We start from the raw sequence: 22,558 nt of genomic DNA on the forward strand, positions 1-22,558 counted from the left end.
CGTATGCCGCCAGTCTTTCTAAGCTGCCTTGAGCAGGCAGGTTCCACATGCGCCAGCGACCGCTGACCGGCTGACCTCAGGTGTGCCGCGCGCCAAGCCGGCCAACTGGGCGAGAGCGCCACCTGGGTCTCCCACGCCGTAGCGCTTCACCACGCCCAGGAACTCCTCCACGTCGTGCCCACGGATTCCCAGCTTGGGCAGGCCGTCCCGGGTGAATGCAGGCGCGCCAAAGTCGTCTTTCTTCTGGCCCACGTGGTAGAGCTCATGCTCCACAAGGGCGCAGAAATCCGCATCACTGGCCTGGGCGCAGTAGTCGGCCGCCAGCGTGATCAGGAACTTGGGGATGTGCCCGAACCACTCCAGCATCTGCTGCTCCTGGCGCTCTTTCTGCCAGCCTCCCGCGCGAAACATGACCTCTTCGGCCTGACCGATGACAGTGCGCCCCTGCTTCACAAAGGCACTGCCCGCCCACAGAAACTCCAGATCGGCCGTGGCCAGGTGCTGGTGCTCGGGGTTGAAAAGGGCCCCGCCCTCCCGTATGAAGGTTTCCTGCACCCACAGGCCCAGACCTTCGGCGGGCACGATCGAGGTGTGGGGAGCCTCCCCGGAGAGATCGCCCAGCCCCTGGGGCGGCATAGGTCGGCGGCGCTTCATGTCTGCTTGTCGTCCCATATCCTGCTGTTCTTCATCCTGAATGTCTGTCTGCGCGCCCGGGGTACGATCTGCCGCGCCCTGCGCTGGCGCTCCTTCTCCTGGCCCTCTTCCGTCTCCGCAAACCTGAGCACCTGGCAGCGCACAACGCCATCGGCGCGGGTCACCACCTTCACATTGCGGCTCTTTTCGGGCGTGGACAGCTCGGCGCGCAGCCTGAGCTGCCGTGTGGCTAGATCGAACACTGACGTAGGGCCGATCACCTCTGGTGCGCTCGTCTCTCCGGCACGGACGATGCTATGGACGATGGGCGGATCCAGCTCCCACTCCGCCACGTCCGCGCGCATCTCCTCCAGGGCTGAGCTGCTGTCGAAAAGGTCAAACTGCAGGTCATCTCGTCCCATGGGTCCCCCCTCTGCGGTGGTGAAAGCAATGCGTGATGGGCAGGCTCAACGCTGGAAGCCCTCCATGAATGACTCCATGCAGCCCCAGCGCTGGTTCGCGTCGAGTGCTGGCCACAAGATGGCCTGGGCGCGCAAAGTCCAGAGGAAGGCGTCAATCGAGCGCTGCAGCTCACAGAAGTCCGCTTCGTCCATGGATTCAAAGTCAATGCTCTTGGGGATCGCGTTGGGCTGGCCGTCGATTCCGGGCACGAAGTCACAGTGACCGGCACCGATCAGGAGCCAGTGGCGCAGCTTGGTGGCGTCGTCAAATGCCTCGGTGCGCTCGAGCAGGCGGTTGATGCGCAAGAAGAAAAACCGGTGATGCTCGGGGCACCTTGGCAGCCAGAAGGAAAAGCCCAAGGTCTGGCCCGGGGCCAGCTCGGTGACAGTGCGGCGCCATTTGGCGTAGGCCCGTTGGCCAGCAGCGTCCAACCCGCAGAGCTTGCCGTCCTGGCCCTTGGTGATGACGAGGCGGCTCATGCCAACGCCCCCAGCAAGTCCCCCTGCACTTGAGCTGGCGCTGCCTGCAGCGGAGTGATCGTCACCACCAACTTGCCGCCGTCGACCGGCATGCCGCGCTCGGCAGTGATGCGGCGCACCCACTTGTCGTCCTCGATTGCTACGCCCTTCAATGCATCCAGCAGCACCTTCTGCGCGTTGTCCAGGTCGATGCACTGCACGGTGTCATCCCAGGTGAAGGGGTCGCGCTTCATGCGGCGGTGCGCGTCCTGCGGGCAATGAGGGTGCAGCGTGTACGAGATCGCCACGCGGCCGAGGATTGGCTTGAGGACTCCGGCGGCCTTGGCCAGCCATCCCACCTGATCCTTGAAGGCCTTCGCTTCGGCGCTCACGTAGGTCATGGCACGGGTCTGCTGGCCCACCCTGATGACGCGGGTTTGCCAGTACCTGTTCGCCGACACTGGATATGGAAGCGTAATGGTCACCGCGTTGGTCATTGCAGCGCCTCCTCAGGAGCGGCACCGCGCCGGATGCGTCCATAAACGACATCGGGATTCAGCCCCAACTCTGCGCACCAGTCTTTCACGCATTTGGTCACGCCATTGCGTTCCACCAAGATCGTGGACCGGCGATTGCGCTGCTGTTGCGCCATCGTTGCCCAGACACAGTTATCTGGCTCGTAGTCGCCGTCCGTGTCTTTGCGTTCGATAGTGTGGCCTTCAGGCCTCTCACCCATGTCCGCTAAGAATGTGGCGAAGTCGTTCCAGCGTTCGCAGACCTTGATCCCGCGCCCGCCGTAGTTCGAGTATTCGTCGCTTCCTGGGTAATTGCAGCGCTGCTTCATCGCGCACCAGGTGTTGTAGGTCGCGGTATGCCGCATTCCATGTTTTGCGTCTGCTCCCTTCAGGCAGCCGCAGGATTTCGTGTGACCACTCTTCATTCGAAATAGAGCTGCAACATGCTCTTTGCCGCACTCGCAACGGCAGTTCCACTGACTTCGGCCAAATCGGTCGTTTTCGGCTCGCGAAACAACAGTGAGCAGCCCGAATTTGGCGCTGATGGGGTACGGGAGAGTGAGCGTGATCATGGTTTGGTGCTCCTGAATCAGATTTCTTCGGTGTAAGGAACGGCGCGACGGCTGCGGCCGGGCCCAGGGTTCGGCGTTGACAAGGGTTCGCTGCTGTCGGTCCAGCGCTGATAGCCGCCGTCGAAGGACAGCGGAACGCTCCCGACACGGCCCTGGCGGTTCTTGGCAAAGTCGGCCTCGATGACCTTCCCGCCATGGCCCGCGATGTGGTTGAGGCTCAGCAGGATCACGACGTCAGCGTCTTCCTCGATCGCGCCGGATTCCTTCAGGTCGGAGAGCTGGGGCTTGCCGCCGATGCGCCCTTCCACGAGGCGGTTGAGCTGGCTGAGCGCGATGATGGTGATGTCGAGCTCCTTGGCCAGCGACTTCAAGCCGCGGGTGAGTTCCTCGATCTGGTGGTGACGCTTGTCGTCCGCCTTACGCGAGCCGCACAGCTGGATGTAGTCCAGCACCAGCAGCTTGATCTTGTGCTGGCGTACCAGCTTGCGAGCCTTGGAGCGAATGTCGGCCAGGGTCAGGCCAGACTCATCGTCCAGGTACAGAGGCAAGGAGTTCATCAGCTCGATGGCCTCAGTGACTCGCGCCCACTCGGAGTCGTGCAGTCGACCTGTGATGATGTTGTCCAAGAAGACTCGGCCCAGGTTGCTGGTGGTGCGGTCTAAAAGATCCGCCTGGGGCATCTCAAGGGACAGCACTGCGGCAGGAACCCCGCTCTTGGCCAGGTTGATACTGACCTGCTGCGTTAGCGATGACTTCCCCACTGCAGGACGTGCGGCCACGATGATCAGCTTCCCGCCGCGCAGCCCGCCGTTGAGACGTTTGTCCAGACCAGGAATGCCCGTGCTGATGCCCGGCTTGATGCTGCCATCGGACAGCGCCTGAAGCCGTTCCAGCATGGACAGCGCCAACGACCCCACCGCCACCGGCTCCTTGCCACCACGGCTGACCGTCAGCGATTCAAGTCGAGCCTGGGCCTTGTCCAATCGTTCAGAGGCGTCCATGCCCGGCAGCACAGCGATCTCGCGCACGTCTCCGGCGGCTGCAATCAGCCCGCGCATCATGGAGCGCTCGGCAATAACCTCCGCGTAGCGCCGCACGCTGCTGGGCCCATACGGGACCTGGGCCAGCTCGTTGAGCAGCGTCATGTCGATATCGCCGTGGCCAGCAGCCTGCAGAGCCAGCAGCACGCTGACCACGTCGGAAGGCTTGCAGGCCGTGGACAGCTTCGAGATCGTTTCGAAGACCCGGGCGTGCCGTTTGTCGAAAAAGTGCGTGGGCAGCAGGATGTCGCCGACCTGGTCGAACAGGTCGTTGTTGAGCATCACGGCGCCAAGGACACCGGCCTCCGCCTCGGGAGACCAAGGCAGCACAGGGATATCGTGGTCGTCATGCGGTTGCATCGGCCACCTCCTTCTGCGCCAGCTGCTCGGCATGGCGCGCATCGAGCACTGCCTTGCGCTGCAAGCCGGTCGACGTCCACTGCACCTCACCGGCGTCATTTGTGAACCACAGCGAGAACCAGCGGTCCTTGACCGAGTTGGCAAAGGTCGCAGGCCAGTCCTTGTAGCGCTTGGCGAGGTACTGCGTTTCCTCGGTGTAGCGCTCACGGAAGGACACCCAGGCCACCTGCAGCATCTCTTCGCCGATTCCCGCGTCTTCGGCCCACCTTCGGATCGCATGGTCCTTGGGCAACGGCTTCACCCCAGCCTCCCGGCAAGTCGCCAGGTAGGTCGCCAAGGTGGTCTGCTCTGATTTTTTGCGGCCAGAGGAGCGAGAAGGCGATTTCGCCGCCCCCTCCTCGGAACGAAGTGAAGAGGAGGAATCCTGTTCTTGTTCCTTCTCCTGTTCCTGCTCCTGTTCTTGGCTTCGATGGGGCTTGGAAGGGCCTTGTGAAGCCCCTTCTATGCCCCTTGCGTTTGTCAGATGGAAAGCTGCTGAATAGCGTTCGAAGAAAGCACCGAGGAACGGGTTCTCAGGAAGCGTCTCGTAGTCCTTCTGAATGCCCTTGCAACGTAGATCTGTAGCCTTGAGTTCCTTGGCGATTTGGTAACTCGCCATCTCGTGCACCCAGACGAATTCAGACTCCTCGTCATAGGAGCAATAACCGGCTTCGATGCAGCATTGAAGCCCCTTCCTAGCCCCTTCTTCGCCCAAGCCTGTTTCGTAGGCCATATACAGGACAGGCTGCGCGAAGAGGCCGAGCATGTTGGAGCTCGGGGAGGTCATCAGGTACAGGGCCACAACAAGCCCCTCCGGATGCTTTCGAAGGGCCTTCATGGTCTTGCCATGCCACATCTTGGGAGCGACCTTGGCGTAATCACGCATTGGGCATACCTCCCGCGGCCTGCTGCTCCTGACGGCCCTTGTTGTCGGCCGCATGTTCCACCACCAACGCAACAGCAACCTTTTGCAGCGCGACCAGAGCTTCGCCAAGCTCGCGCAGGACGTAGCGCTTGTCGTTGTCGCTCACATTGCCATCCGCCTTCGAGTGCGTGACAGCCAACAGCACATCAGCGGCTTCCCGCACGGCATCAGCGGTTGTGGCAGAGAGACAGAGTCGATCAGATCCCAGCTCCATGACTGGAAGAACCAGCATCCCTGCCTTAAAAGAGAAGACAGTGCCCAGGGCATGCGCCTCGGGGCTACCAACCTCCTGGCACATGGACGCGATCTCTTCCGCGTCGGCCAAGCCCATCTTGTGATGAACTGAAGTGCCGCTCAGCTCCTTGCGCAAAACTTCATCGGATTTACCCATCCGTGCGGCCAACGCCGAACGGCCGCCGGGGTAACTGGCGACCATGCGCCTGAGTGCATCAAGGGAATTCATGTCCGGGCTCCCGGAAATTGGACGTTGCTCGGCTGCAGTTGGCCGGAGACACTGGCCTCATGCAAAAAGACACGTGCCAGAAGAGAGGAAAAGGTGCCCGCCGCCTCCCGGGGCAGAATGGAAGCTCCTACACAACCATCCCCAGGAGGGGCAGACATGAAACCAGAACTGGTACAAGCTGCAGCCACGCTGGCAGCCGTCGCGCTGCAAAAGTGCGTGCAAGCAAACGAAGACATCACAGAGGCGCACATGAAGTCGGCTCTGCTGTCTGCCTATCAGGCAATTCAGGATGCTGAGCACGAGTGGAGATCTCGTAACCCACCTGCTGGAGTTTTTGTTTAGCACGCTGACTCCGGTGCCAATTCGCCGTCGCTTTGTGTTGGCGTTCTTGCGCCAATTGGCGGCGGTACTTAACGGCAGCAGGAGGAGGATCTCCCCAGCGGTAGTTTGGCTCAGCCATGGTCCACCTCCCCCGCTGCTGGTGCTTGCGCCGGAGCCGGGGCCTGCGTCGACCTGAGGTAAGCCCAGTCGACATCTGGCCGCAGGTCCTCGCAGCGGACAGCGCCACGGGACTCACGATCGAGGTTGATGCACAGGCTCTCTCCCAGCTTCTGGCGCTTGCTAATTGCCTTGCGGAGATATCCCTCAGAGGTTTCGCAGCGCGTCACCAGTTCGAGACGCTCAGCCTTCGGCAGGCTGTTGAGGAAGGCGAGTAGTTTTTCCATGCATCAATATTACCTACAGGTAACCATTGAAGCAATACCCACAGGTCATTTACTTACAGGTAATGGTTTGCTGGAATCCAAGGATGGATATGTACGAACAACGCCGAAACGCTCTTCAGAACCTTGTCGAAAGCCTGGGGCGCGGGGGTATCGCAAGCATTGCTCAGCAAATCGGCAAAGACGCCAGTTATGTTTCCAGGATGCTCTATCCTGCTGACAAGAACGGCGCTAAGCGGATCGGGGAAGATACGGCGATCTTGCTTGCAAAAGCATTTCCGTCATTTTTTGGCGATGGCCGGGAATTGTTAGTCACCGTTCCACCCAAACCCAACACAGAAGTTGGAGCTGCCCCTGTTGGTGTGCCTGTATCTCCTCGAGATGTTCCGCCGGAGGGCTATGTTCGGCTGCCTGTAATGGCCGAGGCTTCGGCTGGCCCAGGTCGAATTCCTCTTCTTGAAGCGGTCCAACCAGTGGACGTACTTGAGAGCTACATTCGCTTGAAGCTCAACGCCAACCCACGCAATCTCAAGGTGCTAACTGCTCGTGGCGGGAGCATGACAGGCCTGATTGAAGATGGCGACATCATGTTTGTAGAACCCACGACAGAGTTCACAGACGATGGGATTTACATACTCACTCTCGATGACTTAGTACGAGTCAAACGTTTGAGTGTATCCATCGCAACGGGCAATGTGCTCATAGAAAGCAACGATGGCCGCAAGTCCGAGGAACTTCCCCTACGAGAGGTGCCTGACAGGCTGCACATTCAAGGCAGGGTGTTAGGAGCATGGTCACTGCGCAGCTTCGCGTGATCACCAGTAAGAAGAACGTACGAGCTAAATAAAGGGAGAGAGGGATGAAGAGATATTTTGCGCTTTTGGCAGCCTGCGTTTCTTTATCGGCTTGCATCAGCGAAGACGGCCCGCAAAAGAACGAACAGATAGGTGCAAATGCTGCATCGAAGGAGTCGATGTCTGAGGCCCCACCAGTGATCGACATCAGCTCACCCGACAAAGCACTGAAATCCTATTGGGCTGTGGTGGATTGGAAGAGGCAACTCACGGCCAGGCAGCACAAGGACATCCTGCAATCCAAGCAAACCAAGCTGATGGATGAAACCTACTCAAAAGTGACTTCACCTGAGATTTCAAGCCGGCAGAGAAACCACGAAGTACAGACGTTTGATAGGGAAATTGCCGAGGCAAAGGTTGAGACCGAGACAAGAGCAGTCATCCACGCAGTCATTAAAAACTCTACGCCGATCCCCGAAGGTGCTGAGGTGACGAAGAGTGACAGAGATCGTAGGGAGCAAGGGAACCGCTTCCGCTACGTTCTTGAGCGTGGCCAAGATGGCTGGAGAGTTTCAGAGGTCTGGGAATACAGTCTGTATCACGACAATAAGTGGAGAAAAGAATACCCCTCCTCTACCACCCCCACAGTGAGCGTCTTCGTATTTGGAGGGTACTAGAAGGGCATGGTTAGCCTTACCAAGATCGAAGCATCTATCAAACAACAGCCTCACCACTGTCACTTTCGCATTGACAGTGACACGTAACAACATCTGACTTGCCACTCTGATCGGCCCGCTTTGGCGGGCTTTTTTGCAACTGTGCTGCCTGGTCAGCACTGATCATTACCTAACAATCCACAAATAAATTACCCAGAGGTATTGCATTTATGATTACCCATGGGTAATATTGACTCATCGAAGCCAAGCTGCAAGGCGAAGCAGAGACACCGGCCAGATGGTCAACCGGCGTCGAAAGATGGGAAGGCAGAAGAAGGCGAATGCCCGCTGCTGTGGAGCCATGAAGGTGCTGCCCCTCTGCACCGACAAGGAACGGGCATGTGAGTCCTGGAGCCGGGAGACCGGGAAGAGCCAGGACGAAAACCAGAGCGCTTTCGATGAGAGTGCTTCGGTTTGGAACTGACAACAAAAAGCCCGCTTTCGGCGGGCTGTATTTGTGGTGATGAAGATCAATTCACTGAGGATCAGTTTCCACAGAGGCTTCCTGCAGTGCACCGAATCCACGAAATTTATAGATGCGCTTCGTTACTCGCTTCCCAGAGCCAGAAAGCCCCACAGCAATAGTTTTAGCCACTGTATCTGCTTTCAGCCCAGCTGCACCTTCTCCAGACACGTCATAAAACTCCTCGATCTCGACCTCCTCAGCGAGCTCGATGCGCCTGGCGATGGCAAGCTCTTGCGCAACCTTTGCGCGTGCCGCCTCCATTTCCATAGCAATCTCTTGACGACGCGCCTCCTCCGCAAGCTTCTCTATTGAGAGATCGTGAACCTTCTTCTCAGGTGAATCCTCTGTCCAGATCCTTTCTGCCAACTTTTGCACTAGGAAGCCTGTGGGATTGATAGCTGCTATAGCGATTTCCGTCGGGGTCATTTTTCATTGGGTGTTGCTGTTGATGTAATCAATCGTAACGTAACCTGTAGCCCCCGAGTCTTTGGTGCATTGGTTTCAACATGCGATTTAAGAGCCTGTGGATCGCCGCCATTGCACAGCACCTGTACCCGTATTTGTAATGCTCGTCCACGGCTCTCCACACACCGGGCACTCCCAAACTTGGTGCCGCTGCCCGATAGGCTCGCGCGTTATCCTGCCACCAAGCATCACAGACTCCCAATCCTGAGTGGGACTCTGCTCAATTGCCTCGCATTGGCTGCATGGCTCTTTGCTCATGGGGCGCTCCTGAAATAAGTAACTCATGATAAGCAAGCAATTCTGGAAGGGTCGCTTTTTTTGCCTCGTTATCCCGACCTTGCGCCTTTATCCAACGAGCCACAGCTTGAGCAGAACAACAAAAAGCCCGCACAGGGCGGGCTTTGGCTGGATGAGGCGCTTTAGAAGCGGTGGTTAATGCCTGCTTGCTTCATGATTTCGTTAGCCATTGGCTTCGCTGGCATGTTTTTTGACACGGTCTGATTGCGCACACCATTGGTCCAGATCTCGTGTGATCCGCTGCCCTGCCTAAGAAAGTAGTATCCATTGGCTTTTAGCTGAGCGATGACCAGCTTGTAAAAACCGTTCATGCGCAGGCGTGAGTATCCTCAATGCGCATCTGTGGGCGCACATGGACGTTGTGGGCATTCAGCTCCAGATCAAGTAGATCCTTCGCGGCAGTAAAAGCCTCATTGCGAAGCTCTTCGAGGTTGTCGGCTGCGACCGTCAAACCATCGATGTCTGGGCTGTTTGCCCAGAATGTTTTCGATTCTTCATCGAAATGTACGTTGACCTTGAAGCGTAGAAGTACGCCCTGTTTGGCCAGCACCTTCCAAAGCGGCCAGCCTACGCGGTAGCCTTTCATGAACATGCAGAACTCCTTTTTATCGGCCGAACTGTATCAGATTTGCAAATCCTAACCCCAAGCAAAGCGTTACGGCTGTAGGGATTGCAGCCATTTTCAGAGATTTAGAAATGTAACGAGTTCCCCCGCACGCAGCGCATGTGCGCCTTTCACATATGGCCTTAGCAATGCCATCTACCTACGCCCCTCACTTCGCCGTGAGTTCGCCAGCCTCGTGCTGGCTTTTTTATTACGGAGGCCATCATGCTGATGAGCGTCAACCCCCATGCCGATGCCGAACGGCACGCAAATGAGCAAGAGGCGGCTGATGAGCTGCAACAGGAAGCAGAGCGCCAGGCGCCGCTGATCATCCTTGCTGCACTCCAGAAGATCACCAAGCCCGGCGACTGGTTCAACTCGAATCTGCTGTCCGCCGGCCGCGGATGGGCCCCAGACGAGGTGCTGCAAGACGCCGTGGCTACGGATGACGACACGCTCAACGCCTATGTTGAGCTGCTGACCGGCCCGCATGCGCTGAAGCTGCGCCAGTGCATGGCGACATGGTTCGGCAACAAGCTGGCCCGTGACATTTACCACGAACACATGGAGTCGCTGCAATGAGCCCACCGATTCAACTCCAGCGTATCCCCCGCCGCAAGAAGCCCGCACCAACGCGGGCTTTGCTGTTTCTGGCCCTGCTGCTGATCGTGCTGTGTACCGGGCTGGCCGGGTGCAGCGCCCAGGCGGCCGATGCACCGATCACCACTACAGCCGCCGACCTCAAGCGTGCCGCTGCCGGCGCGTGGCTCTGCCCAGGCATGCACGCCGAATGGCTCGATGCGCAGACCGTTCAATGTTTGAAGGAGCGCCCATGAACGAAGCGTTTGCTCTCCTGCTCATCGTTCCCACCTTTGCCGCCCTGGCCTGGAAACCATGAACAAACCTGATCACGAGCCCGGCACCGCCCGGGCTTTTCTTTTGTGGGTGGCCAGCAGCGCTGCCGCCCTTCTCGCCTTTATCACCCAAGTGAGGTTTTCATGAGCATGTCTGCTCCCCATGAAATTTACGTCCGTCACACCAGCAAAGACGGATCTTCCTATGTGCAAGAGCACCGCGTCTGGGACGCCGACCGATTCATGGCCGCGCGCCGCGATGACGTCGCGAAGGCAGGCGGACAGGCTGCTGTGCAGCAGCTGACCCGTGATCAGTTCCAGGCTCAAAAGAAGTGAGGACCAGATGAATGCAGTAACTACTCAAACCAGCACCGGCAGCGCGCCTGCCGTTTCTACAGCAAGCGCTGGCGCCCTGCTTATGGACATGGACGCCATGGACCGCTTGGAGCGCATCGCCGACATCATGGCCAGCGGCAAAACTACGGTCCCCCAGCACCTGCGCGGCAGCAAAGGTGATTGCTTCGCCATCTCGCTGCAGTCCATGCAATGGGGAATGAACCCCTTCGCGGTGGCCCAGAAGACTCACCTCGTGAACGGCACCTTGGGCTATGAGGCACAGCTGGTGGCCGCCGTCATCAACAACAGCGGCCTCGTCACAAGCCGATTCCAGTTCGACTGGTACGGCCCTTGGGACAAGGTAATCGGCAAGTTCGCCGTCAAGCGTGGCGAAAAAGGCGAATACCGAGTGCCCGGCTGGACCTTCGCCGACGAGGAAGGCTGCGGGGTCCGTGTATGGGCGACCCTCAAGGGGGAAGAAAACCCACGCACTCTTGAGCTGCTTCTGGCCCAGGCCCGCACTCGCAACTCCACTCTGTGGGCCGATGACCCGAAGCAGCAATTGGCATACCTCGCACAAAAGCGCTGGGCACGCCTTTTCGCTCCAGACGTGATCCTGGGTGTCTATTCAGCGGACGAGCTGCAGGAACCGCAAGAGATCCACATGGGCGATGCCGTGGTGGTTGAGCCTGAGCGTGCCACGTTACCAGTCTGGCCCAATGACAAGTGGGCCAAACAACTGCCCAGCATCCTGACTGGTATCCAGGGCGGCAAGACGGTCGCAGATGCACTGGCTTGGCTTGGTGCAAAAGGCATAGTCACAGCCGAACAGGAAAAGGAGCTGCGCACCAAGGCCAAAGCGCGGACTCAAGCCGCTGCAACACCCGCTTCAGATCCCCAAGAAGGTGCACCCGTCGTTGACCCTGTGAAGCTGGAAGCCGACATCAAGGCCTGTTCCGACCTGGAAAAGCTCTACGAGCTCGGCAGCCTGATTGAGGCTGTGGCCGAACCCTCGCTGCAAGCAACCCTCACCGACCATTTTGATGCCCGTGCGGCAGAACTGGAAAAGCCATGACCATGCAAATCGTGAACCTCGTGCAGGGCAGCCCCAAATGGCATGCCCACCGCCGTAACCACTTCAACGCGAGTGATGCGCCGGCGATGATGGGCTGCAGTTCATACAAGAAGCGCTCAGACCTGATCAAGGAGCTCGCTACGGGCATCACGGAGGAAGTCGACGTGGCAACACAGCGCCGCTTTGATGATGGGCACAAGTTCGAAGCCTGGGCCCGCCCGTTGGCAGAAGACATCATCGGTGAGCCCTTGTCGCCTTGTGTCGGCACCCGCGGCAAATACTCCGCCAGCTTCGATGGCCTGACTTTCATGAACGACGTGGCTTTCGAGCACAAGACGCTCAACAGCACTCTGCGCGAAATCATGGCACACGGCTGCACCGGTGCCGACCTGCCGCTGCAGTATCGCGTGCAGATGGAGCAGCAGGCCATGGTCTCGGGATCCGAGCGCATCCTGTTCATGGCCAGCAAATGGACCAGCGAAGGCCTTCCCGTGGAAGCCCTGCACTGCTGGTACGAGCCCGACGCCGAGCTGCGCGCCCAGATCATCGCCGGCTGGGAGCAGATCGAGAAGGATGTGGCGGCCTACCAGCCCCAGGCCGCAGAGCCCAAGCCCCAGCCAGAGGCCAAAATCCGCGACGCCCTGCCGGTGCTGCGCATCGAAGCCCGCGGCGAGATCACCACCAGCACCTTGGACAGCTTCAGGGTCGAGGTCCTGGAGCGCATCAACAGCGTCAACGCGGTGCTGGAGACAGACCAGCAGTTCGCAGACGCCGACGCAGATGCGAAATGGCTGCGAGATGTCTCCAGCGCGATGAAGCAGGCCGGCAAAAAGGTGCGCTCCGATATGCAGTCGGTGGATGACGTGCTCAACGTGCTCGAGCAGCTGGACCAGATCGCCACCCGTAAGGCCATCGACCTGGAAAAGCGTGTCAAGTCCGAGAAGGATGTCCGCAAGCAGGTCATCATCCAGGAAGCTCAGCAGGCGCTGGACGAGCACGTTGCCAGCCTGAACAAGCAGCTTGGTGCCAACTGGCTCCCTCGGATTGCGGGCGGCTTTGCGGAAACGATCAAGGGCCTGAAGTCGTTGGACAGCATGCGCGACAAAGTGGCCGTAGTTCTGACCAATGCCAAGCTGCAGGCACAGACCACTGCCAACACCCTGCTGCTGAACCGAGACTTCCTCCGTGGGGATGGCACTGGACAGGACTGGATCACGCTGTTTCCCGACTTTCCAGCAATGGGAGTGAAGGAGCCCGAAGTTTTCAAAGCCATGGCCACCATGCGCATCAACGACTTCAAACAGGCCGAGGCCCAGCGCCTGGAAGCCGAGCGTGCTCGGATCCGCGCAGAAGAGGAAGCCAAGGCCAAGCGCGAAGCCGATGCGAAAGCTGCAGCAGAAGCCGCTGAGCAGGCCCGCCAGCTTGAAGCTGATCGCGCTCGTATCCGGGCAGAGGAGCAGCAAAAGGCGCAGGCTGAAGCCGCCAAGCACCGCCAGGAGGTACTGCAACAGGCCCAGGATGTACAGGCGGAGATCTCGCAGGCAGCGCAGGACGGCGCCCTTGCAGCCTCACTGGCCTCCGACCTGTCTGGCCTTGTCACAGAGCAGGCTGCAGAAAGCGTTGCCGGCATCGACGCTCAGCAGGCGATCAGCACTGCTCAGGCCAGCGCAGCAGCAGCTGACACCAGCACGGTCATGACGATGGGCCAGGTCAACACGCGACTGGAGGCCGCCGGTCTAGGCAAGATCAGTGCAGCAACTTTGGAGCACCACGGCATCCCTTTCACCAAGGAGCGCGCCGCTGTGCAGATCACCGAGGCCAACGTCAAGCGCCTTGCGCTGCTGCTGTCCCTTGGCTTTCGCAAGCTGGCCGACGAGTTGCAGGCCGCCACCGTTTAACCCCTTGCCCAGCCACCAACTGGGCATCCACCCCAAGGAGTATCCTCGTGAACAAGTCCGACCTGATCGACCATATTGCAGCGCAGGCTGCGATCTCCAAAGCCGATGCCGAACGCGCACTGACCGCCGCCCTGGACGGCATCCGCCGCACTCTCAAGAAGGGCAACACCATTCAGGTGCTGGGCTTCGGCTCCTTCAGCGTGGGCCGCCGCGCTGGCCGCACTGGCCGTAACCCTCGCACTGGCGAGAGCGTGACCATCAGCGCCACCCGCGTGGTGAAGTTCAAACCCGGCAAGCACCTCAAGGATGCTGTGAGCTGAGCCTGTAGATCACTTAAATAAATAGCACCCACCACAAGCCCGCTCTAACACAGCGGGCTTTTTCGTTGAATTTTCAGAAAGCACACCATGAGCACCAAGTTCAAAGCACCTGCCCCCTTCACCGACAAGCCCTATGTGGCCATCCCCATGGAGCCTGTTGAATCCAACCAGGTCAAAGCCATCGGCTATGACCCGACCACGAAGACGCTGGCCGTCACGTTCACCCGCGGTCCCGGCAGCGTCTACCACTATCCCAACGTAGAACCTGAGCTGCATGTCAACTTCATGCAGGCCGAGTCCAAGGGCACGTTCTTCGGCAAGAACATCAAGGAACTGCCGTTCGACAAGTTATCTGCTCAGCAAGCAAGCGCCACTCAGGCCTGATTCTTTTCGAAACCACAAGAAGGTCCGCACCACGCGGGCCACTTTGCTTCTCAGGAGGGCTCATGGCCTTTGAACTGACTGAACCGACCACCGTCGTCATCACCAACGCCAATCCACGGCGCGAGCTGCACGGTGAAGATAAGGTGCGCGCCATCGATCTGGCATTCGTCCTCACCGGCGAAAACACTCTGCTTGACCTGATCGAGAAAGGACTGCGCGAGCACCACTACTGCAACAAGGCGCTCAAGGACGGCCAGGAGGCGCTGCCGGGCGTGGATATACCGCTGCCCAACCTTCGCCACCCCCAGCTGCCGCTGGCCTACCACTACGGTAAGGGCCAGAAATGGCGCGGCTACCGCTTCATCTGGGACTGGGGCCTGAACGAGGAGCATGTCGACTTCACGGACGCTGTGCTGTCCAACCTGCAATACGAGCTCTCGGAGGGCGGCAGTGTCACGGTGAAGGGCACGATCTCGTACAACGGGGAGGAGCTGGAGAACAACGACCTGTTCGGCGAACTCTCCGGCCTGGCCGCCGAAGGCGAGATCTCCATCAAGCTGCTGGCCCCGGCCGAGCTCGTCCAGGCCAAGAAGGGCTACCGAGCTGGCAAGCCCGATACGCCACCACCTCCCGCAGACAGTGGCAGCGGAAAGCTCGACCTTGACGGTGATGACGAGAACGATGGTCCAGAGGAGCAAACGCCCGAATCCGCCTTCACCGACTCAGTGCTGGACAGCCAGCAATAAGCCATCTCAGAGGCATGAGCACAGGGCGCACCGCGCCTTGTCCTGATCCCCCTGGAGTGCCTTACAAGTCGTTCGCTCGAACTGTGACTGGGCGCCGACCTTGATCGTGAAGTTCGGCCGCCACTCTGTGGATCACCATCCAATGAGCTTGATAAGCAGCCAAGTGTTGTGGCGTTTCATAAAGCTCACCGACCCCAGCAATTCGCGCAAGTGCATCGCCTTGGATGGCAGCTGAGCGAGGTTCCCCATTCACCCTGTATTCGAACACTACTTGGCGCGGGTTCATTTCATACGCCGCTCCGGCATCCATCTCATCCATTCATATCTCCTCGCATAGAACTGCAGGAGTTTATCGATTGCCCGCCCCGCGCGGGCTTTTTTCATGAGCACAACGATGATCACCAAAGAAATCAAACACTTCCACCTCTTCTGTGGTCTCGGCGGCGGTGCCCGAGGCTTCAATCGGGCCAGCCCGCGCGTGGGTAACCTGCAGGCGCGTTTCCGATGCATCGGCGGCATCGACGTTGACGAGGCCAGCATCCGAGACTTCGGGCGCCTGACCGGTGTGCCCGGCACCGTTCTTGACCTGTTCGACCGCGAGCAGTACCGCACCTTCCACGGCAGTGAGCCGCCGGCGGACTGGCAGGAGGCCACGGCCGCCGACATCCAGCGCGCGGCCGGCGGCGAGCGGCCGCACATCGTGTTCCTCTCGGCGCCCTGCAAGGGCTTCAGCGGCCTGCTGTCTGAGGGCAAGAGCAAGACCGACAAGTACCAGGCACTGAACCGCCTGACTCTGCGCGGGGTGTTCCTGATGCTGGAGGCCTGGCACGACGACCCGCCCGAGCTGATAATCTTCGAGAACGTGCCCAGGATCGCCACGCGCGGCCGGCACCTGCTGGACCAGATCGTGGGCTTACTGCGCTCCTACGGTTACGCGGTGGCCGAAACCACCCACGACTGCGGCGAGATCGGCGGCCTAGCGCAGAGCCGCAAGCGCTTCCTGCTGGTTGCCCGCCATATCGAGAAGGTCCCGCCGTTCTTGTACCAGCCTGATGCGAAGCCGCTGCGCGCTGTTGGCGACGTGCTGGGCCGCATGCTGCTGCCGGGCGACCTGCGCGCCGGGCCCATGCACCGTGTGCCGAGCCTGCAGTGGAAGACCTGGGTTCGACTGGCATTCGTGGAGGCTGGCTCTGATTGGCGTAGCCTAAACCGTCTGGCGATCGAGGACGGCCAGCTGCGGGACTATCTGATCGTTCCCGAGATGCATGCAGGTGTCCTGGGAGTTCAGGATTGGGGGCGAACCAGCACCACCATCACCGGCAAAGGGCGCCCCGCCTGCGGCAACTTCGCCGTGGCGGACCCTCGCTTTGAGCAGTCAGCACTTTGGAAAGATGGCCAGGCCTACGGGGTGCGCCGCTGGGATGGCAGCACCGGCACAGTGGCCGGGCAGCAAGGTCCTGGCCAAGGTGCTTACAGCGTGGCGGATCCGCGCCATCACGGCCCCGCCAAGCACAGCAACGAATTCCGCATCGTGCGCTGGGACCGCGCATCCATGGCTGTCACCAGCGCCCACGGCACGGGCCAGGCGGTAGCGGATCCTCGACGCGAAGGGCCCAGTTTCGGCAAGTACGCCGTGACGCACTTCCAGAAGGCAGCCGGCACGGTGATCAGTGGCAGCACGACTGGCCAGGGCGCCTTTGCAGTGGCCGATCCACGCCCAGGCATGCGCCGCGAGGCCGGCGACCACTACCTGACAGGTGGCCATTACGGGGTTGTGCCCTGGGAATCTTCTGCCGGGGCGGTCAGCGCAGCTGCCTGCCACGACAACGGCCGATGGACGGTGGCTGACCCACGGGCCATGCCAGCACCCGCCGAAAAACTTGTATGCCGGATCGTGGCCGAGGACGGCACCTGGCACCGACCCTTCACCACCCTGGAACTTGCTGCCTTGCAGAGTCTGGTCGACCCAGAAGAGATGCTGGAGCTCGACGGCTTGAGTGATCAGGCCTGGCGCGAGCGCATTGGCAACGCTGTGCCCAGCGCCGCCGGTGAAGCCATTGCCCACGTCATGGGCGAGACGCTGCTGCTGGCCTGGGCCGGGGAAACCTTTCTGCTTTCGGCGCAGCCGATCTGGGTCAGGCCCATGGCCATCGCACTGACTATGCCGGGGGCTGCCCAGTGACCACCACCGCATTCAGCGCCCAGGCGCCGCACATCCGCGCCGCCCTGACCCAAGTGAAGCGCACCTATTGCGCCCCGCCCTCCTTCGCTCCGGCAGAGAAAGTGACCGGGCACCTCGAATGCCCGCGCTGTAAAAGCCGGCTGAATTTCACCGTCCTGACCAGCGGCGCGACCTCCGGCCGCTGCACATCCGGATCCTGCATTTCATGGAGCATGCAATGACCACCCTGCACCTCTCACTCAAAGGCGAGTACTTCGACGCCATCCGCGCAGGCACCAAGACCGAGGAATACCGCCTCGTCACACCCTACTGGTGCAAGCGCCTGCAGGGACGTGACTATGACCGTATCGAGTTGGCAAAGGGCTACCCACCACTCGGCGACCAGTCGCGCCGGCTGATCCGCCCTTGGCGCGGCTACACGATCAAGACCATCACGCACCCGCACTTCGGACCTCAGCCTGTGCAGGTCTATGCGATTGATGTCGGAGGAATGGAAGCATGAGCCGCCGAGCCCGCCAACGCCGCGACAAGCGCGCGCCTATCCCTGATTTTGATTCTCCCGAGCCCCGCCATTGAGCGGGGTTCTTTTTTTGGACTGACTATGACAGACACCATCAATGCCGAAGACTGCGCCAAGATGCTGGATTGCACGGCCGCCAAGGTTGAGGAAATGGCTCGCAATGGAGAGCTGCCAGGCCTCAAAATCGGGAGAGGCTGGGTTTTCATCCGTGCCGATCTCTTGGCCTATCTTTCAGAGCGCGCACGCAACGAAGCAGATAAGCGGCGAATGGAACGGGGCAAGAGTGACCATGCCGCCCCCAATGTTCGCCCTATTAAGCCCCGCCGGCAGCCGCCGCCGGCCCTGCCGAGGTCGGCCACAGCTTAGCGGCCATGTCTTCAGCTCTGAAGCTTGCATACCGGTGGGCCATGGCTGAGCCTGGCGCCCAGCCCATGATCCGGTTCACTTCCTCCAGGCGGAACAGGAAACTTCCGCTTGCGTCTCTCATCTCAAGCCATCGACAGGTGGCTTCGTGTCTCAAGTCGTGTTCGTGGAGGTCCATGATCTCCATGTACTCGAACGCCAAACGGAATCGAGCCGACAGCCTGCTGCTGACGGTCTTGTATTCCTTTACCCCCTCTTCTTCCATAAATGGGAATAGCCATGCCCCTGGCAGCATGGCACGGGTTTCCAGGTAGTCAGCCAGCGCCTTGTGCACGGCAGGTGATATGGGAACTTCCCGAAACGTCACCTTGCCCCGCCATTGCTTGGAGCTCTGGGCCCGGATGACCTTCGTATCCATGTCCACCTGAGAGCGCTTGAGCGTGGATGCTTCCTTCAGGCGTAAGCCGGTGCCCAAGATCAGCTTAAACAGGGTCAACAGCGCATTGCCGCCTTGGAGCTGCAGGCCGCGTGGCTTATCTGGCCGCTCGTAGCCGGACAGCACCTGGATGATCTTCTCTTCCTCCCCGGGACGGAGACGTCGATCGCGCTGCACATTGGTCTTTGCCTCTCCGCCCTTGGCAACGGACAGCTTTGTGTCGATGTCGCTATAAGTGGAGTAGCCCTTAGGCAATAGCCGCGTCGGGTTCTGCATGACCATGGCCGGATGGTTGCGTAGGTATTCATCAATGGCCCGGCCCAAGCACTGGACCCGGTGACGAATAGATTGTGGGGTGAGCTGTTTCTCGACTTTCAGCCACTGGATATAGCCCTGCAGCCATTTGTATGACGCCTCTGTCAGCTTAATCGTGCCTACCTCTCGGTTCACCGTCGAGATGGTGAGGATCTGGGTTGGGGCCGCATAGCCGCTTTGCTCCCACTCCCCGAGCACACGAGACAGCCTGATGTTTCCGTAGCCGTTGTCGGCATCCAGCAGCTCGCGGGGTGGCGGGAGGCCTGCGTCCTTCATGAGCTTCCACTGCTGTGAATAGGCAATAGCCTCAGCCTCGGTGTCGAAGGTGAAATATTTACGGCCGTGGGGAAGCGACGGATGCCGCAAACCTATCTCCCACTTCCCTGATGCTTTCTGTCTTGGCTTGGCCATAAACCCCTGCTCCTAAGTTCTCGTTCCATCTAATATCTGCGTGCGTCAGATGGAGTCTTGGCCGCCATTTTGTGGCGGCTGGAGCAGGTTTTCAACGTATCTGAGCAGACTTAAGCCTTTTGACGGCTACGCAACTCACTGATTTATATGGATTTAAATAAATCACACCCAAAAGCACAGTGGCTACAAGATTGAACTGATTCAACGCAAAGACGACCTGGGCACCGGCACCGGTCTGCGGTGATTCTTTTTCTTCAGATTCCTGGACCGAGCGGCACATGAGTGCCGCTTTTTTTTGCCTGAACGGCCTACCTATCGTCCAAACATGGGTTTGCAGGCATTGGCCGGCATTCCAGACTCGGTACTCCAACACCAATCAGGAGACAGGCAATGAGTGACTCGGTTCTGGAGCAACTCCAGCAGCGTTTGCAGCATCTTGAGGATATTCAGTCGATACAGGCTTTGAAGGCCCGGTACTTGCGAGCCTGTGATCAGAAGCAGCCGAACGCCATGCGTGAGTGCTTTGTGGAGCATGGTGCAGTCATCGAAGCCGATGGCTTTCCGTCTTTTACGGATCGCGAAGAATGGGTTGAAACCTTCACCAGACTGGCAGTTGCCAACCCGTCCATCCAGGACATGCACCACGGCCACAACCCTCAGATCAGCTTTACGGGAGCTGATAGTGCAAAAGGCTTGTGGGATCTGGAGTTCTGCCAGATCAATGTCAAGGAACGCACCATCGTCAATCTCTCAGGTCAGTACAGCGATGAGTACGAGCGCATCAACGGGTGGTGGCAGATCCGTTCCATGCGCTTTGCGCGGGGATCGTTTGTCATGCGCCAGGTCGATGCGGCAGGTATTGAAAGAGTCATTGCCCTGGGCGAGCCTCCGGCAGCTGGATTCATTGAACACAACTGATCCTGGCTCTGCTGCAAACAGCAAAAAGCCCGATACAGCGAATGCCATATCGGGCTTTGGGCAAGAGAACTGGGTTTATCAGTCGGCCAGAATCACTTCCACACGGCGAGCTTCGGCATTGGAGCCGTCGGCCTGAGATTGCTCGGGCTTCTTCAGCTCGACCTTGTCTTCTGCCACGCCCAGTGCCACCAGAGCGGCCTGGACGGCTTGCGCACGTTGCTTGGCCAGCTCCGCGTTGATTTCAGCACTACCAGTTGCATCATGGAAGCCGGAAATCACGGCGCGCTTGCCTTCAGCCACGCCCTTGACCACGTTGCTCAACGCTTCGTTGGCGCCAGCGGCCACTTCCGCCTTGCCCGAGACAAAGTAGAACTTGACCACACCGTTTTCCACGATCACGCGGGCAGCCTCTTCAACCACCACCACAGGCACGTTGGTCGCGCTGGGTGCGGACACGGCGGCTTCAGCCTTGGGAGCATGGGAAATGCCGCGCTTGTAGACGACGGTGCCGACGACGGTGGAGACAACCAGAGCGATCAGGGCAAACAGAAAACCCAAGGCAAAGCGTTGTTGGCTATCGTCGTCAGAGCTGTTGAAGGACATGAATGAAATCTCCGTATTTGCGGGTGATTATGAAAGTACGAAACCTGTATTCATGACACTTTGCGGCCCGGCTACATGCTTCAGGCTGACAAAGCGACAAAACCACGCATTCTAGGGGTTTGCCGTGAAACGCCCTAACGACTTCCTTCACGGCAATCGCAAAAAAGATCCAAATTTCAGCCGCTTCACACCGGGAAAGCGTTGCTTTTACGCCTTCGTGCGCGCTCAGGTGCACCGACGGCGCCCTCGCGCGTTATATATCAAAGTCAATTCAGCTCTGAATCCGGTTTGAGGAGTTTCCATGTCCGCCCTGCCTTTGTTGAATCATTCCATGCGTGATGCTGACCAGATGCTGGAGCGGGCTCTGGTGCAGTGGGGAGGTGACGAGGATCTGTGGATTTTTGGTTATGGCTCACTGATCTGGCGCCCCGAATTTGAATTCAGCGAACGCCGTTCGGCCCATGTACATGGCTGGCATCGTGCTCTGAAAATGTGGAGCACCATCAACCGTGGCACGCCCCAGATGCCAGGCCTGGTGTTTGGCATGCTCTCGGGCGGCAGTTGCCAGGGCATGGCCTTCCGTATTCCGCGAAACCAAGGCGACACCGTGATGCGCAAGCTCTGGTTGCGTGAGATGCCCAATGCCGTCTATGACCCGCGCTGGCTGCCTTGCCGCACGCCACATGGTGCGGTGAAGGCCCTGGCATTCACGCTCTCACGCCAAAGCCCTCACCACACCGGCGAGCTGGCGCCGGATGAATACCGGCGCATTTTCTCTCAGGCTCAGGGCATATATGGCACAACGCTGGACTATGCCCAGGCCACTTTTGAGGAGCTGCAGCGGCTGGGCATCGACGACAAGGCGCTCAAGCGCCTGTTGGCCTATGCAGACTTCGAGCAAGCCGATTGCGCGTCTTTTGCTGCTATTTGAAACATAGCTAACAGCGCTTTGCTGTATTGGGTTACAGGGCAAAAGCACTTGAAATTTCGGCGATCCGGGGCACAATGCCCTTTTGAATTCGGAAAGAATGCCATGTCCAAAAACCGTGTTGCCCCCCTCTTTTCGCGCCCTGCTTGGACAGGTCTGGCGCTTGTCGCAGGCTTGACCATGGCGGCATGCTCCACGACCAGCAACACGGCAGGGCCTTCATCGTCTGAAACGGCTCCTGCAGCAACTCCTGGCAAAGGCGTGCAGTCGATTGCACGCCTGGAAGCCACCAAGGGCAGCCAGGTAACGGGTACGGTACAGTTCTTCCCGCAGCCCGATGGCAGCGTTCGAGTACAAGGCCGCGTGGAAGGGCTGGCGCCGAATACCGAGCACGGCTTTCACGTCCACGAAAAAGGCGACTGCTCCAGCGGCGACGGCTTGAGCGCGGGTGGCCACTTCAACCCTGGACAGCAGGCGCATGGCAAATTCGGCGACAGCAAGGCCCATCACATCGGTGACCTGCCCAGCCTGGACGCTGATACCCAGGGCGTAGCAACTATCGATTTTGTGAGCAAGGAGTTCAAACTGGACAGGGGCGGCAACGGCATTCTGGGACGATCGCTGATCGTGCACAATGATCCGGATGACTACACAACCCAGCCCACCGGCAATTCAGGCGCGCGCCTGGCTTGTGCCGTGATTGAGCGCGGCGCCTGAAGCTTGCCGCTCTCGCCTGAA

Annotated in this window: 33 protein-coding genes; 18 read left to right on the forward strand and 15 right to left on the reverse strand. The window is 59.5% G+C overall.

The window, feature by feature from the left end; translation table 11 throughout:
- Positions 1-18: 18 nt before the first annotated feature.
- The 8 genes from QYQ99_RS27185 to QYQ99_RS27220 are packed head-to-tail and all read right to left on the reverse strand — an operon-like array spanning position 19 to position 5,467.
- Positions 19-672 carry a putative metallopeptidase gene (locus QYQ99_RS27185; protein WP_437439055.1) on the reverse strand — a complete coding sequence of 218 codons (654 nt, stop codon included), beginning with the start codon at positions 670-672 and terminating at the stop codon, positions 19-21.
- Positions 651-1,055, reverse strand: coding sequence for a hypothetical protein (locus QYQ99_RS27190; RefSeq protein WP_302090817.1), 405 nt, complete (start codon positions 1,053-1,055; stop codon positions 651-653). The genes QYQ99_RS27185 and QYQ99_RS27190 overlap by 22 nt, the downstream gene beginning before the upstream one ends.
- A gap of 45 nt (positions 1,056-1,100) precedes the next feature.
- A complete protein-coding gene (locus tag QYQ99_RS27195; protein WP_302090818.1) occupies positions 1,101-1,574 on the reverse strand; it encodes a DUF1367 family protein in 474 nt (157 codons plus the stop codon).
- Entirely contained in the window at positions 1,571-2,050 is a 480-nt protein-coding gene (locus tag QYQ99_RS27200; protein WP_302090819.1) for a RusA family crossover junction endodeoxyribonuclease, read from the reverse strand. Before QYQ99_RS27200 ends, QYQ99_RS27195 begins: the two co-directional genes overlap by 4 nt.
- The gene (locus QYQ99_RS27205; RefSeq protein WP_302090820.1) at positions 2,047-2,640 is read right to left on the reverse strand and encodes a hypothetical protein; all 594 of its coding nucleotides are present in this window, start codon (positions 2,638-2,640) and stop codon (positions 2,047-2,049) included. The genes QYQ99_RS27200 and QYQ99_RS27205 overlap by 4 nt, the downstream gene beginning before the upstream one ends.
- Positions 2,641-2,657: 17 nt before the next feature.
- Positions 2,658-4,040 (reverse strand): replicative DNA helicase, encoded by a 1,383-nt coding sequence (locus tag QYQ99_RS27210; protein WP_302090821.1) that lies wholly within the window; start codon positions 4,038-4,040, stop codon positions 2,658-2,660.
- Positions 4,027-4,965 carry a hypothetical protein gene (locus QYQ99_RS27215; RefSeq protein WP_302090822.1) on the reverse strand — a complete coding sequence of 313 codons (939 nt, stop codon included), beginning with the start codon at positions 4,963-4,965 and terminating at the stop codon, positions 4,027-4,029. The genes QYQ99_RS27210 and QYQ99_RS27215 overlap by 14 nt, the downstream gene beginning before the upstream one ends.
- The gene (locus QYQ99_RS27220; RefSeq protein ID WP_302090823.1) at positions 4,958-5,467 is read right to left on the reverse strand and encodes a phage regulatory CII family protein; all 510 of its coding nucleotides are present in this window, start codon (positions 5,465-5,467) and stop codon (positions 4,958-4,960) included. Before QYQ99_RS27220 ends, QYQ99_RS27215 begins: the two co-directional genes overlap by 8 nt.
- 156 nt (positions 5,468-5,623) lie before the next feature.
- Between QYQ99_RS27220 and QYQ99_RS27225 the strand changes: the two genes are divergently transcribed.
- Positions 5,624-5,809, forward strand: coding sequence for a hypothetical protein (locus QYQ99_RS27225; protein WP_302090824.1), 186 nt, complete (start codon positions 5,624-5,626; stop codon positions 5,807-5,809).
- A gap of 110 nt (positions 5,810-5,919) precedes the next feature.
- Here QYQ99_RS27225 and QYQ99_RS27230 read toward each other — a convergent pair whose 3' ends face one another.
- Positions 5,920-6,192 (reverse strand): transcriptional regulator, encoded by a 273-nt coding sequence (locus QYQ99_RS27230; protein WP_302090825.1) that lies wholly within the window; start codon positions 6,190-6,192, stop codon positions 5,920-5,922.
- A gap of 83 nt (positions 6,193-6,275) precedes the next feature.
- Between QYQ99_RS27230 and QYQ99_RS27235 the strand changes: the two genes are divergently transcribed.
- On the forward strand, positions 6,276-7,004 hold the full coding sequence (locus QYQ99_RS27235; protein WP_302090826.1) for a S24 family peptidase: 729 nt from the start codon (positions 6,276-6,278) through the stop codon (positions 7,002-7,004).
- 44 nt (positions 7,005-7,048) lie between these two features.
- Positions 7,049-7,660, forward strand: a complete 612-nt coding sequence (locus QYQ99_RS27240; RefSeq protein ID WP_302090827.1) for a hypothetical protein — start codon at positions 7,049-7,051, stop codon at positions 7,658-7,660.
- Positions 7,661-8,174: 514 nt separating this feature from the next.
- On the opposite strand, the gene QYQ99_RS27245 is transcribed toward QYQ99_RS27240, so the two are convergent.
- The 3 genes from QYQ99_RS27245 to QYQ99_RS27255 form a co-directional block, all read right to left on the reverse strand.
- Positions 8,175-8,591, reverse strand: coding sequence for a hypothetical protein (locus tag QYQ99_RS27245; protein WP_302090828.1), 417 nt, complete (start codon positions 8,589-8,591; stop codon positions 8,175-8,177).
- Between the two features lie 458 nt (positions 8,592-9,049).
- Positions 9,050-9,238 (reverse strand): type II toxin-antitoxin system HicA family toxin, encoded by a 189-nt coding sequence (locus tag QYQ99_RS27250; RefSeq protein ID WP_302090829.1) that lies wholly within the window; start codon positions 9,236-9,238, stop codon positions 9,050-9,052.
- A complete protein-coding gene (locus tag QYQ99_RS27255) occupies positions 9,235-9,519 on the reverse strand; it encodes a type II toxin-antitoxin system HicB family antitoxin (RefSeq protein WP_302090830.1) in 285 nt (94 codons plus the stop codon). The genes QYQ99_RS27250 and QYQ99_RS27255 overlap by 4 nt, the downstream gene beginning before the upstream one ends.
- Positions 9,520-9,756: 237 nt before the next feature.
- On the opposite strand from QYQ99_RS27255, the gene QYQ99_RS27260 reads away from it, so the two are divergent.
- From QYQ99_RS27260 to QYQ99_RS27295, 8 genes are all read left to right on the forward strand, one after another.
- Positions 9,757-10,113 carry a hypothetical protein gene (locus QYQ99_RS27260; RefSeq protein WP_302090831.1) on the forward strand — a complete coding sequence of 119 codons (357 nt, stop codon included), beginning with the start codon at positions 9,757-9,759 and terminating at the stop codon, positions 10,111-10,113.
- Positions 10,110-10,367 (forward strand): hypothetical protein, encoded by a 258-nt coding sequence (locus QYQ99_RS27265; protein WP_302090832.1) that lies wholly within the window; start codon positions 10,110-10,112, stop codon positions 10,365-10,367. Before QYQ99_RS27260 ends, QYQ99_RS27265 begins: the two co-directional genes overlap by 4 nt.
- 162 nt (positions 10,368-10,529) lie before the next feature.
- Entirely contained in the window at positions 10,530-10,721 is a 192-nt protein-coding gene (locus QYQ99_RS27270; protein ID WP_302090833.1) for a hypothetical protein, read from the forward strand.
- 7 nt (positions 10,722-10,728) lie between these two features.
- Positions 10,729-11,796, forward strand: a complete 1,068-nt coding sequence (locus tag QYQ99_RS27275) for a RecT family recombinase (protein ID WP_302090834.1) — start codon at positions 10,729-10,731, stop codon at positions 11,794-11,796.
- Positions 11,793-13,694, forward strand: coding sequence for a YqaJ viral recombinase family protein (locus QYQ99_RS27280; protein ID WP_302090835.1), 1,902 nt, complete (start codon positions 11,793-11,795; stop codon positions 13,692-13,694). Before QYQ99_RS27275 ends, QYQ99_RS27280 begins: the two co-directional genes overlap by 4 nt.
- A 47-nt stretch (positions 13,695-13,741) precedes the next feature.
- The gene (locus tag QYQ99_RS27285) at positions 13,742-14,014 is read left to right on the forward strand and encodes an HU family DNA-binding protein (protein WP_302090836.1); all 273 of its coding nucleotides are present in this window, start codon (positions 13,742-13,744) and stop codon (positions 14,012-14,014) included.
- Positions 14,015-14,101: 87 nt separating this feature from the next.
- Positions 14,102-14,398: a KTSC domain-containing protein gene (locus tag QYQ99_RS27290; RefSeq protein ID WP_302090837.1), complete on the forward strand. Its 297-nt coding sequence runs from the start codon at positions 14,102-14,104 to the stop codon at positions 14,396-14,398.
- Positions 14,399-14,460: 62 nt separating this feature from the next.
- Positions 14,461-15,144 (forward strand): hypothetical protein, encoded by a 684-nt coding sequence (locus QYQ99_RS27295; protein ID WP_302090838.1) that lies wholly within the window; start codon positions 14,461-14,463, stop codon positions 15,142-15,144.
- Positions 15,145-15,205: 61 nt separating this feature from the next.
- On the opposite strand, the gene QYQ99_RS27300 is transcribed toward QYQ99_RS27295, so the two are convergent.
- Entirely contained in the window at positions 15,206-15,463 is a 258-nt protein-coding gene (locus tag QYQ99_RS27300; protein WP_302090839.1) for a hypothetical protein, read from the reverse strand.
- Between the two features lie 75 nt (positions 15,464-15,538).
- Here QYQ99_RS27300 and QYQ99_RS27305 point away from each other — a divergent pair, with 75 nt between their 5' ends.
- The 4 genes from QYQ99_RS27305 to QYQ99_RS28445 all read left to right on the forward strand — a co-directional run bounded on the left by QYQ99_RS27305 (position 15,539) and on the right by QYQ99_RS28445 (position 18,212).
- A complete protein-coding gene (locus QYQ99_RS27305; RefSeq protein WP_302090840.1) occupies positions 15,539-17,326 on the forward strand; it encodes a DNA cytosine methyltransferase in 1,788 nt (595 codons plus the stop codon).
- A complete protein-coding gene (locus QYQ99_RS27310) occupies positions 17,323-17,547 on the forward strand; it encodes a hypothetical protein (RefSeq protein WP_302090841.1) in 225 nt (74 codons plus the stop codon). Before QYQ99_RS27305 ends, QYQ99_RS27310 begins: the two co-directional genes overlap by 4 nt.
- Positions 17,544-17,828 carry an ASCH domain-containing protein gene (locus tag QYQ99_RS27315; protein WP_302093288.1) on the forward strand — a complete coding sequence of 95 codons (285 nt, stop codon included), beginning with the start codon at positions 17,544-17,546 and terminating at the stop codon, positions 17,826-17,828. Before QYQ99_RS27310 ends, QYQ99_RS27315 begins: the two co-directional genes overlap by 4 nt.
- Before the next feature lie 168 nt (positions 17,829-17,996).
- The gene (locus QYQ99_RS28445; protein WP_367882863.1) at positions 17,997-18,212 is read left to right on the forward strand and encodes a helix-turn-helix domain-containing protein; all 216 of its coding nucleotides are present in this window, start codon (positions 17,997-17,999) and stop codon (positions 18,210-18,212) included.
- Here QYQ99_RS28445 and QYQ99_RS27320 read toward each other — a convergent pair.
- Positions 18,160-19,371, reverse strand: a complete 1,212-nt coding sequence (locus QYQ99_RS27320) for a tyrosine-type recombinase/integrase (protein ID WP_302090842.1) — start codon at positions 19,369-19,371, stop codon at positions 18,160-18,162. The genes QYQ99_RS28445 and QYQ99_RS27320 overlap by 53 nt on opposite strands.
- Before the next feature lie 390 nt (positions 19,372-19,761).
- Here QYQ99_RS27320 and QYQ99_RS27325 point away from each other — a divergent pair, with 390 nt between their 5' ends.
- On the forward strand, positions 19,762-20,289 hold the full coding sequence (locus tag QYQ99_RS27325) for a nuclear transport factor 2 family protein (RefSeq protein WP_302090843.1): 528 nt from the start codon (positions 19,762-19,764) through the stop codon (positions 20,287-20,289).
- A gap of 78 nt (positions 20,290-20,367) precedes the next feature.
- Here QYQ99_RS27325 and QYQ99_RS27330 read toward each other — a convergent pair whose 3' ends face one another.
- The gene (locus QYQ99_RS27330; RefSeq protein WP_302090844.1) at positions 20,368-20,892 is read right to left on the reverse strand and encodes an OmpA family protein; all 525 of its coding nucleotides are present in this window, start codon (positions 20,890-20,892) and stop codon (positions 20,368-20,370) included.
- A gap of 301 nt (positions 20,893-21,193) precedes the next feature.
- On the opposite strand from QYQ99_RS27330, the gene QYQ99_RS27335 reads away from it, so the two are divergent.
- Together QYQ99_RS27335 and QYQ99_RS27340 are read left to right on the forward strand one after the other, a co-directional pair.
- Entirely contained in the window at positions 21,194-21,823 is a 630-nt protein-coding gene (locus QYQ99_RS27335) for a gamma-glutamylcyclotransferase (RefSeq protein WP_302090845.1), read from the forward strand.
- Positions 21,824-21,925: 102 nt separating this feature from the next.
- On the forward strand, positions 21,926-22,537 hold the full coding sequence (locus QYQ99_RS27340) for a superoxide dismutase family protein (RefSeq protein ID WP_302090846.1): 612 nt from the start codon (positions 21,926-21,928) through the stop codon (positions 22,535-22,537).
- Positions 22,538-22,558 lie beyond the last annotated feature (21 nt).

Origin of the sequence: Comamonas testosteroni (assembly GCF_030505195.1) — a bacterium.
GTDB classification, from domain to species: Bacteria; Pseudomonadota; Gammaproteobacteria; order Burkholderiales; family Burkholderiaceae_C; genus Comamonas; species Comamonas testosteroni_G.

Excerpts from the sequence above, each read along its gene's own strand:
- QYQ99_RS27185 (WP_437439055.1), bottom strand. The coding sequence starts at position 672 with ATGGGACGACAAGCAGACATGAAGCGCCGCCGACCTATGCCGCCCCAG.
- QYQ99_RS27290 (WP_302090837.1), top strand. The coding sequence starts at position 14,102 with ATGAGCACCAAGTTCAAAGCACCTGCCCCCTTCACCGACAAGCCCTAT.
- QYQ99_RS27220 (WP_302090823.1), bottom strand. The coding sequence starts at position 5,467 with ATGAATTCCCTTGATGCACTCAGGCGCATGGTCGCCAGTTACCCCGGC.
- QYQ99_RS27190 (WP_302090817.1), bottom strand. The coding sequence starts at position 1,055 with ATGGGACGAGATGACCTGCAGTTTGACCTTTTCGACAGCAGCTCAGCC.
- QYQ99_RS27325 (WP_302090843.1), top strand. The coding sequence starts at position 19,762 with ATGAGTGACTCGGTTCTGGAGCAACTCCAGCAGCGTTTGCAGCATCTT.
- QYQ99_RS27210 (WP_302090821.1), bottom strand. The coding sequence starts at position 4,040 with ATGCAACCGCATGACGACCACGATATCCCTGTGCTGCCTTGGTCTCCC.
- QYQ99_RS27195 (WP_302090818.1), bottom strand. The coding sequence starts at position 1,574 with ATGAGCCGCCTCGTCATCACCAAGGGCCAGGACGGCAAGCTCTGCGGG.
- QYQ99_RS27235 (WP_302090826.1), top strand. The coding sequence starts at position 6,276 with ATGGATATGTACGAACAACGCCGAAACGCTCTTCAGAACCTTGTCGAA.
- QYQ99_RS27265 (WP_302090832.1), top strand. The coding sequence starts at position 10,110 with ATGAGCCCACCGATTCAACTCCAGCGTATCCCCCGCCGCAAGAAGCCC.
- QYQ99_RS27205 (WP_302090820.1), bottom strand. The coding sequence starts at position 2,640 with ATGATCACGCTCACTCTCCCGTACCCCATCAGCGCCAAATTCGGGCTG.
- QYQ99_RS27335 (WP_302090845.1), top strand. The coding sequence starts at position 21,194 with ATGTCCGCCCTGCCTTTGTTGAATCATTCCATGCGTGATGCTGACCAG.
- QYQ99_RS27305 (WP_302090840.1), top strand. The coding sequence starts at position 15,539 with ATGATCACCAAAGAAATCAAACACTTCCACCTCTTCTGTGGTCTCGGC.
- QYQ99_RS27255 (WP_302090830.1), bottom strand. The coding sequence starts at position 9,519 with ATGTTCATGAAAGGCTACCGCGTAGGCTGGCCGCTTTGGAAGGTGCTG.
- QYQ99_RS27230 (WP_302090825.1), bottom strand. The coding sequence starts at position 6,192 with ATGGAAAAACTACTCGCCTTCCTCAACAGCCTGCCGAAGGCTGAGCGT.
- QYQ99_RS27225 (WP_302090824.1), top strand. The coding sequence starts at position 5,624 with ATGAAACCAGAACTGGTACAAGCTGCAGCCACGCTGGCAGCCGTCGCG.
- QYQ99_RS28445 (WP_367882863.1), top strand. The coding sequence starts at position 17,997 with ATGGCTCGCAATGGAGAGCTGCCAGGCCTCAAAATCGGGAGAGGCTGG.
- QYQ99_RS27245 (WP_302090828.1), bottom strand. The coding sequence starts at position 8,591 with ATGACCCCGACGGAAATCGCTATAGCAGCTATCAATCCCACAGGCTTC.
- QYQ99_RS27200 (WP_302090819.1), bottom strand. The coding sequence starts at position 2,050 with ATGACCAACGCGGTGACCATTACGCTTCCATATCCAGTGTCGGCGAAC.
- QYQ99_RS27215 (WP_302090822.1), bottom strand. The coding sequence starts at position 4,965 with ATGCGTGATTACGCCAAGGTCGCTCCCAAGATGTGGCATGGCAAGACC.
- QYQ99_RS27330 (WP_302090844.1), bottom strand. The coding sequence starts at position 20,892 with ATGTCCTTCAACAGCTCTGACGACGATAGCCAACAACGCTTTGCCTTG.
- QYQ99_RS27275 (WP_302090834.1), top strand. The coding sequence starts at position 10,729 with ATGAATGCAGTAACTACTCAAACCAGCACCGGCAGCGCGCCTGCCGTT.
- QYQ99_RS27270 (WP_302090833.1), top strand. The coding sequence starts at position 10,530 with ATGAGCATGTCTGCTCCCCATGAAATTTACGTCCGTCACACCAGCAAA.
- QYQ99_RS27240 (WP_302090827.1), top strand. The coding sequence starts at position 7,049 with ATGAAGAGATATTTTGCGCTTTTGGCAGCCTGCGTTTCTTTATCGGCT.
- QYQ99_RS27260 (WP_302090831.1), top strand. The coding sequence starts at position 9,757 with ATGCTGATGAGCGTCAACCCCCATGCCGATGCCGAACGGCACGCAAAT.
- QYQ99_RS27280 (WP_302090835.1), top strand. The coding sequence starts at position 11,793 with ATGACCATGCAAATCGTGAACCTCGTGCAGGGCAGCCCCAAATGGCAT.
- QYQ99_RS27250 (WP_302090829.1), bottom strand. The coding sequence starts at position 9,238 with ATGAACGGTTTTTACAAGCTGGTCATCGCTCAGCTAAAAGCCAATGGA.
- QYQ99_RS27340 (WP_302090846.1), top strand. The coding sequence starts at position 21,926 with ATGTCCAAAAACCGTGTTGCCCCCCTCTTTTCGCGCCCTGCTTGGACA.
- QYQ99_RS27320 (WP_302090842.1), bottom strand. The coding sequence starts at position 19,371 with ATGGCCAAGCCAAGACAGAAAGCATCAGGGAAGTGGGAGATAGGTTTG.
- QYQ99_RS27315 (WP_302093288.1), top strand. The coding sequence starts at position 17,544 with ATGACCACCCTGCACCTCTCACTCAAAGGCGAGTACTTCGACGCCATC.
- QYQ99_RS27295 (WP_302090838.1), top strand. The coding sequence starts at position 14,461 with ATGGCCTTTGAACTGACTGAACCGACCACCGTCGTCATCACCAACGCC.
- QYQ99_RS27300 (WP_302090839.1), bottom strand. The coding sequence starts at position 15,463 with ATGGATGAGATGGATGCCGGAGCGGCGTATGAAATGAACCCGCGCCAA.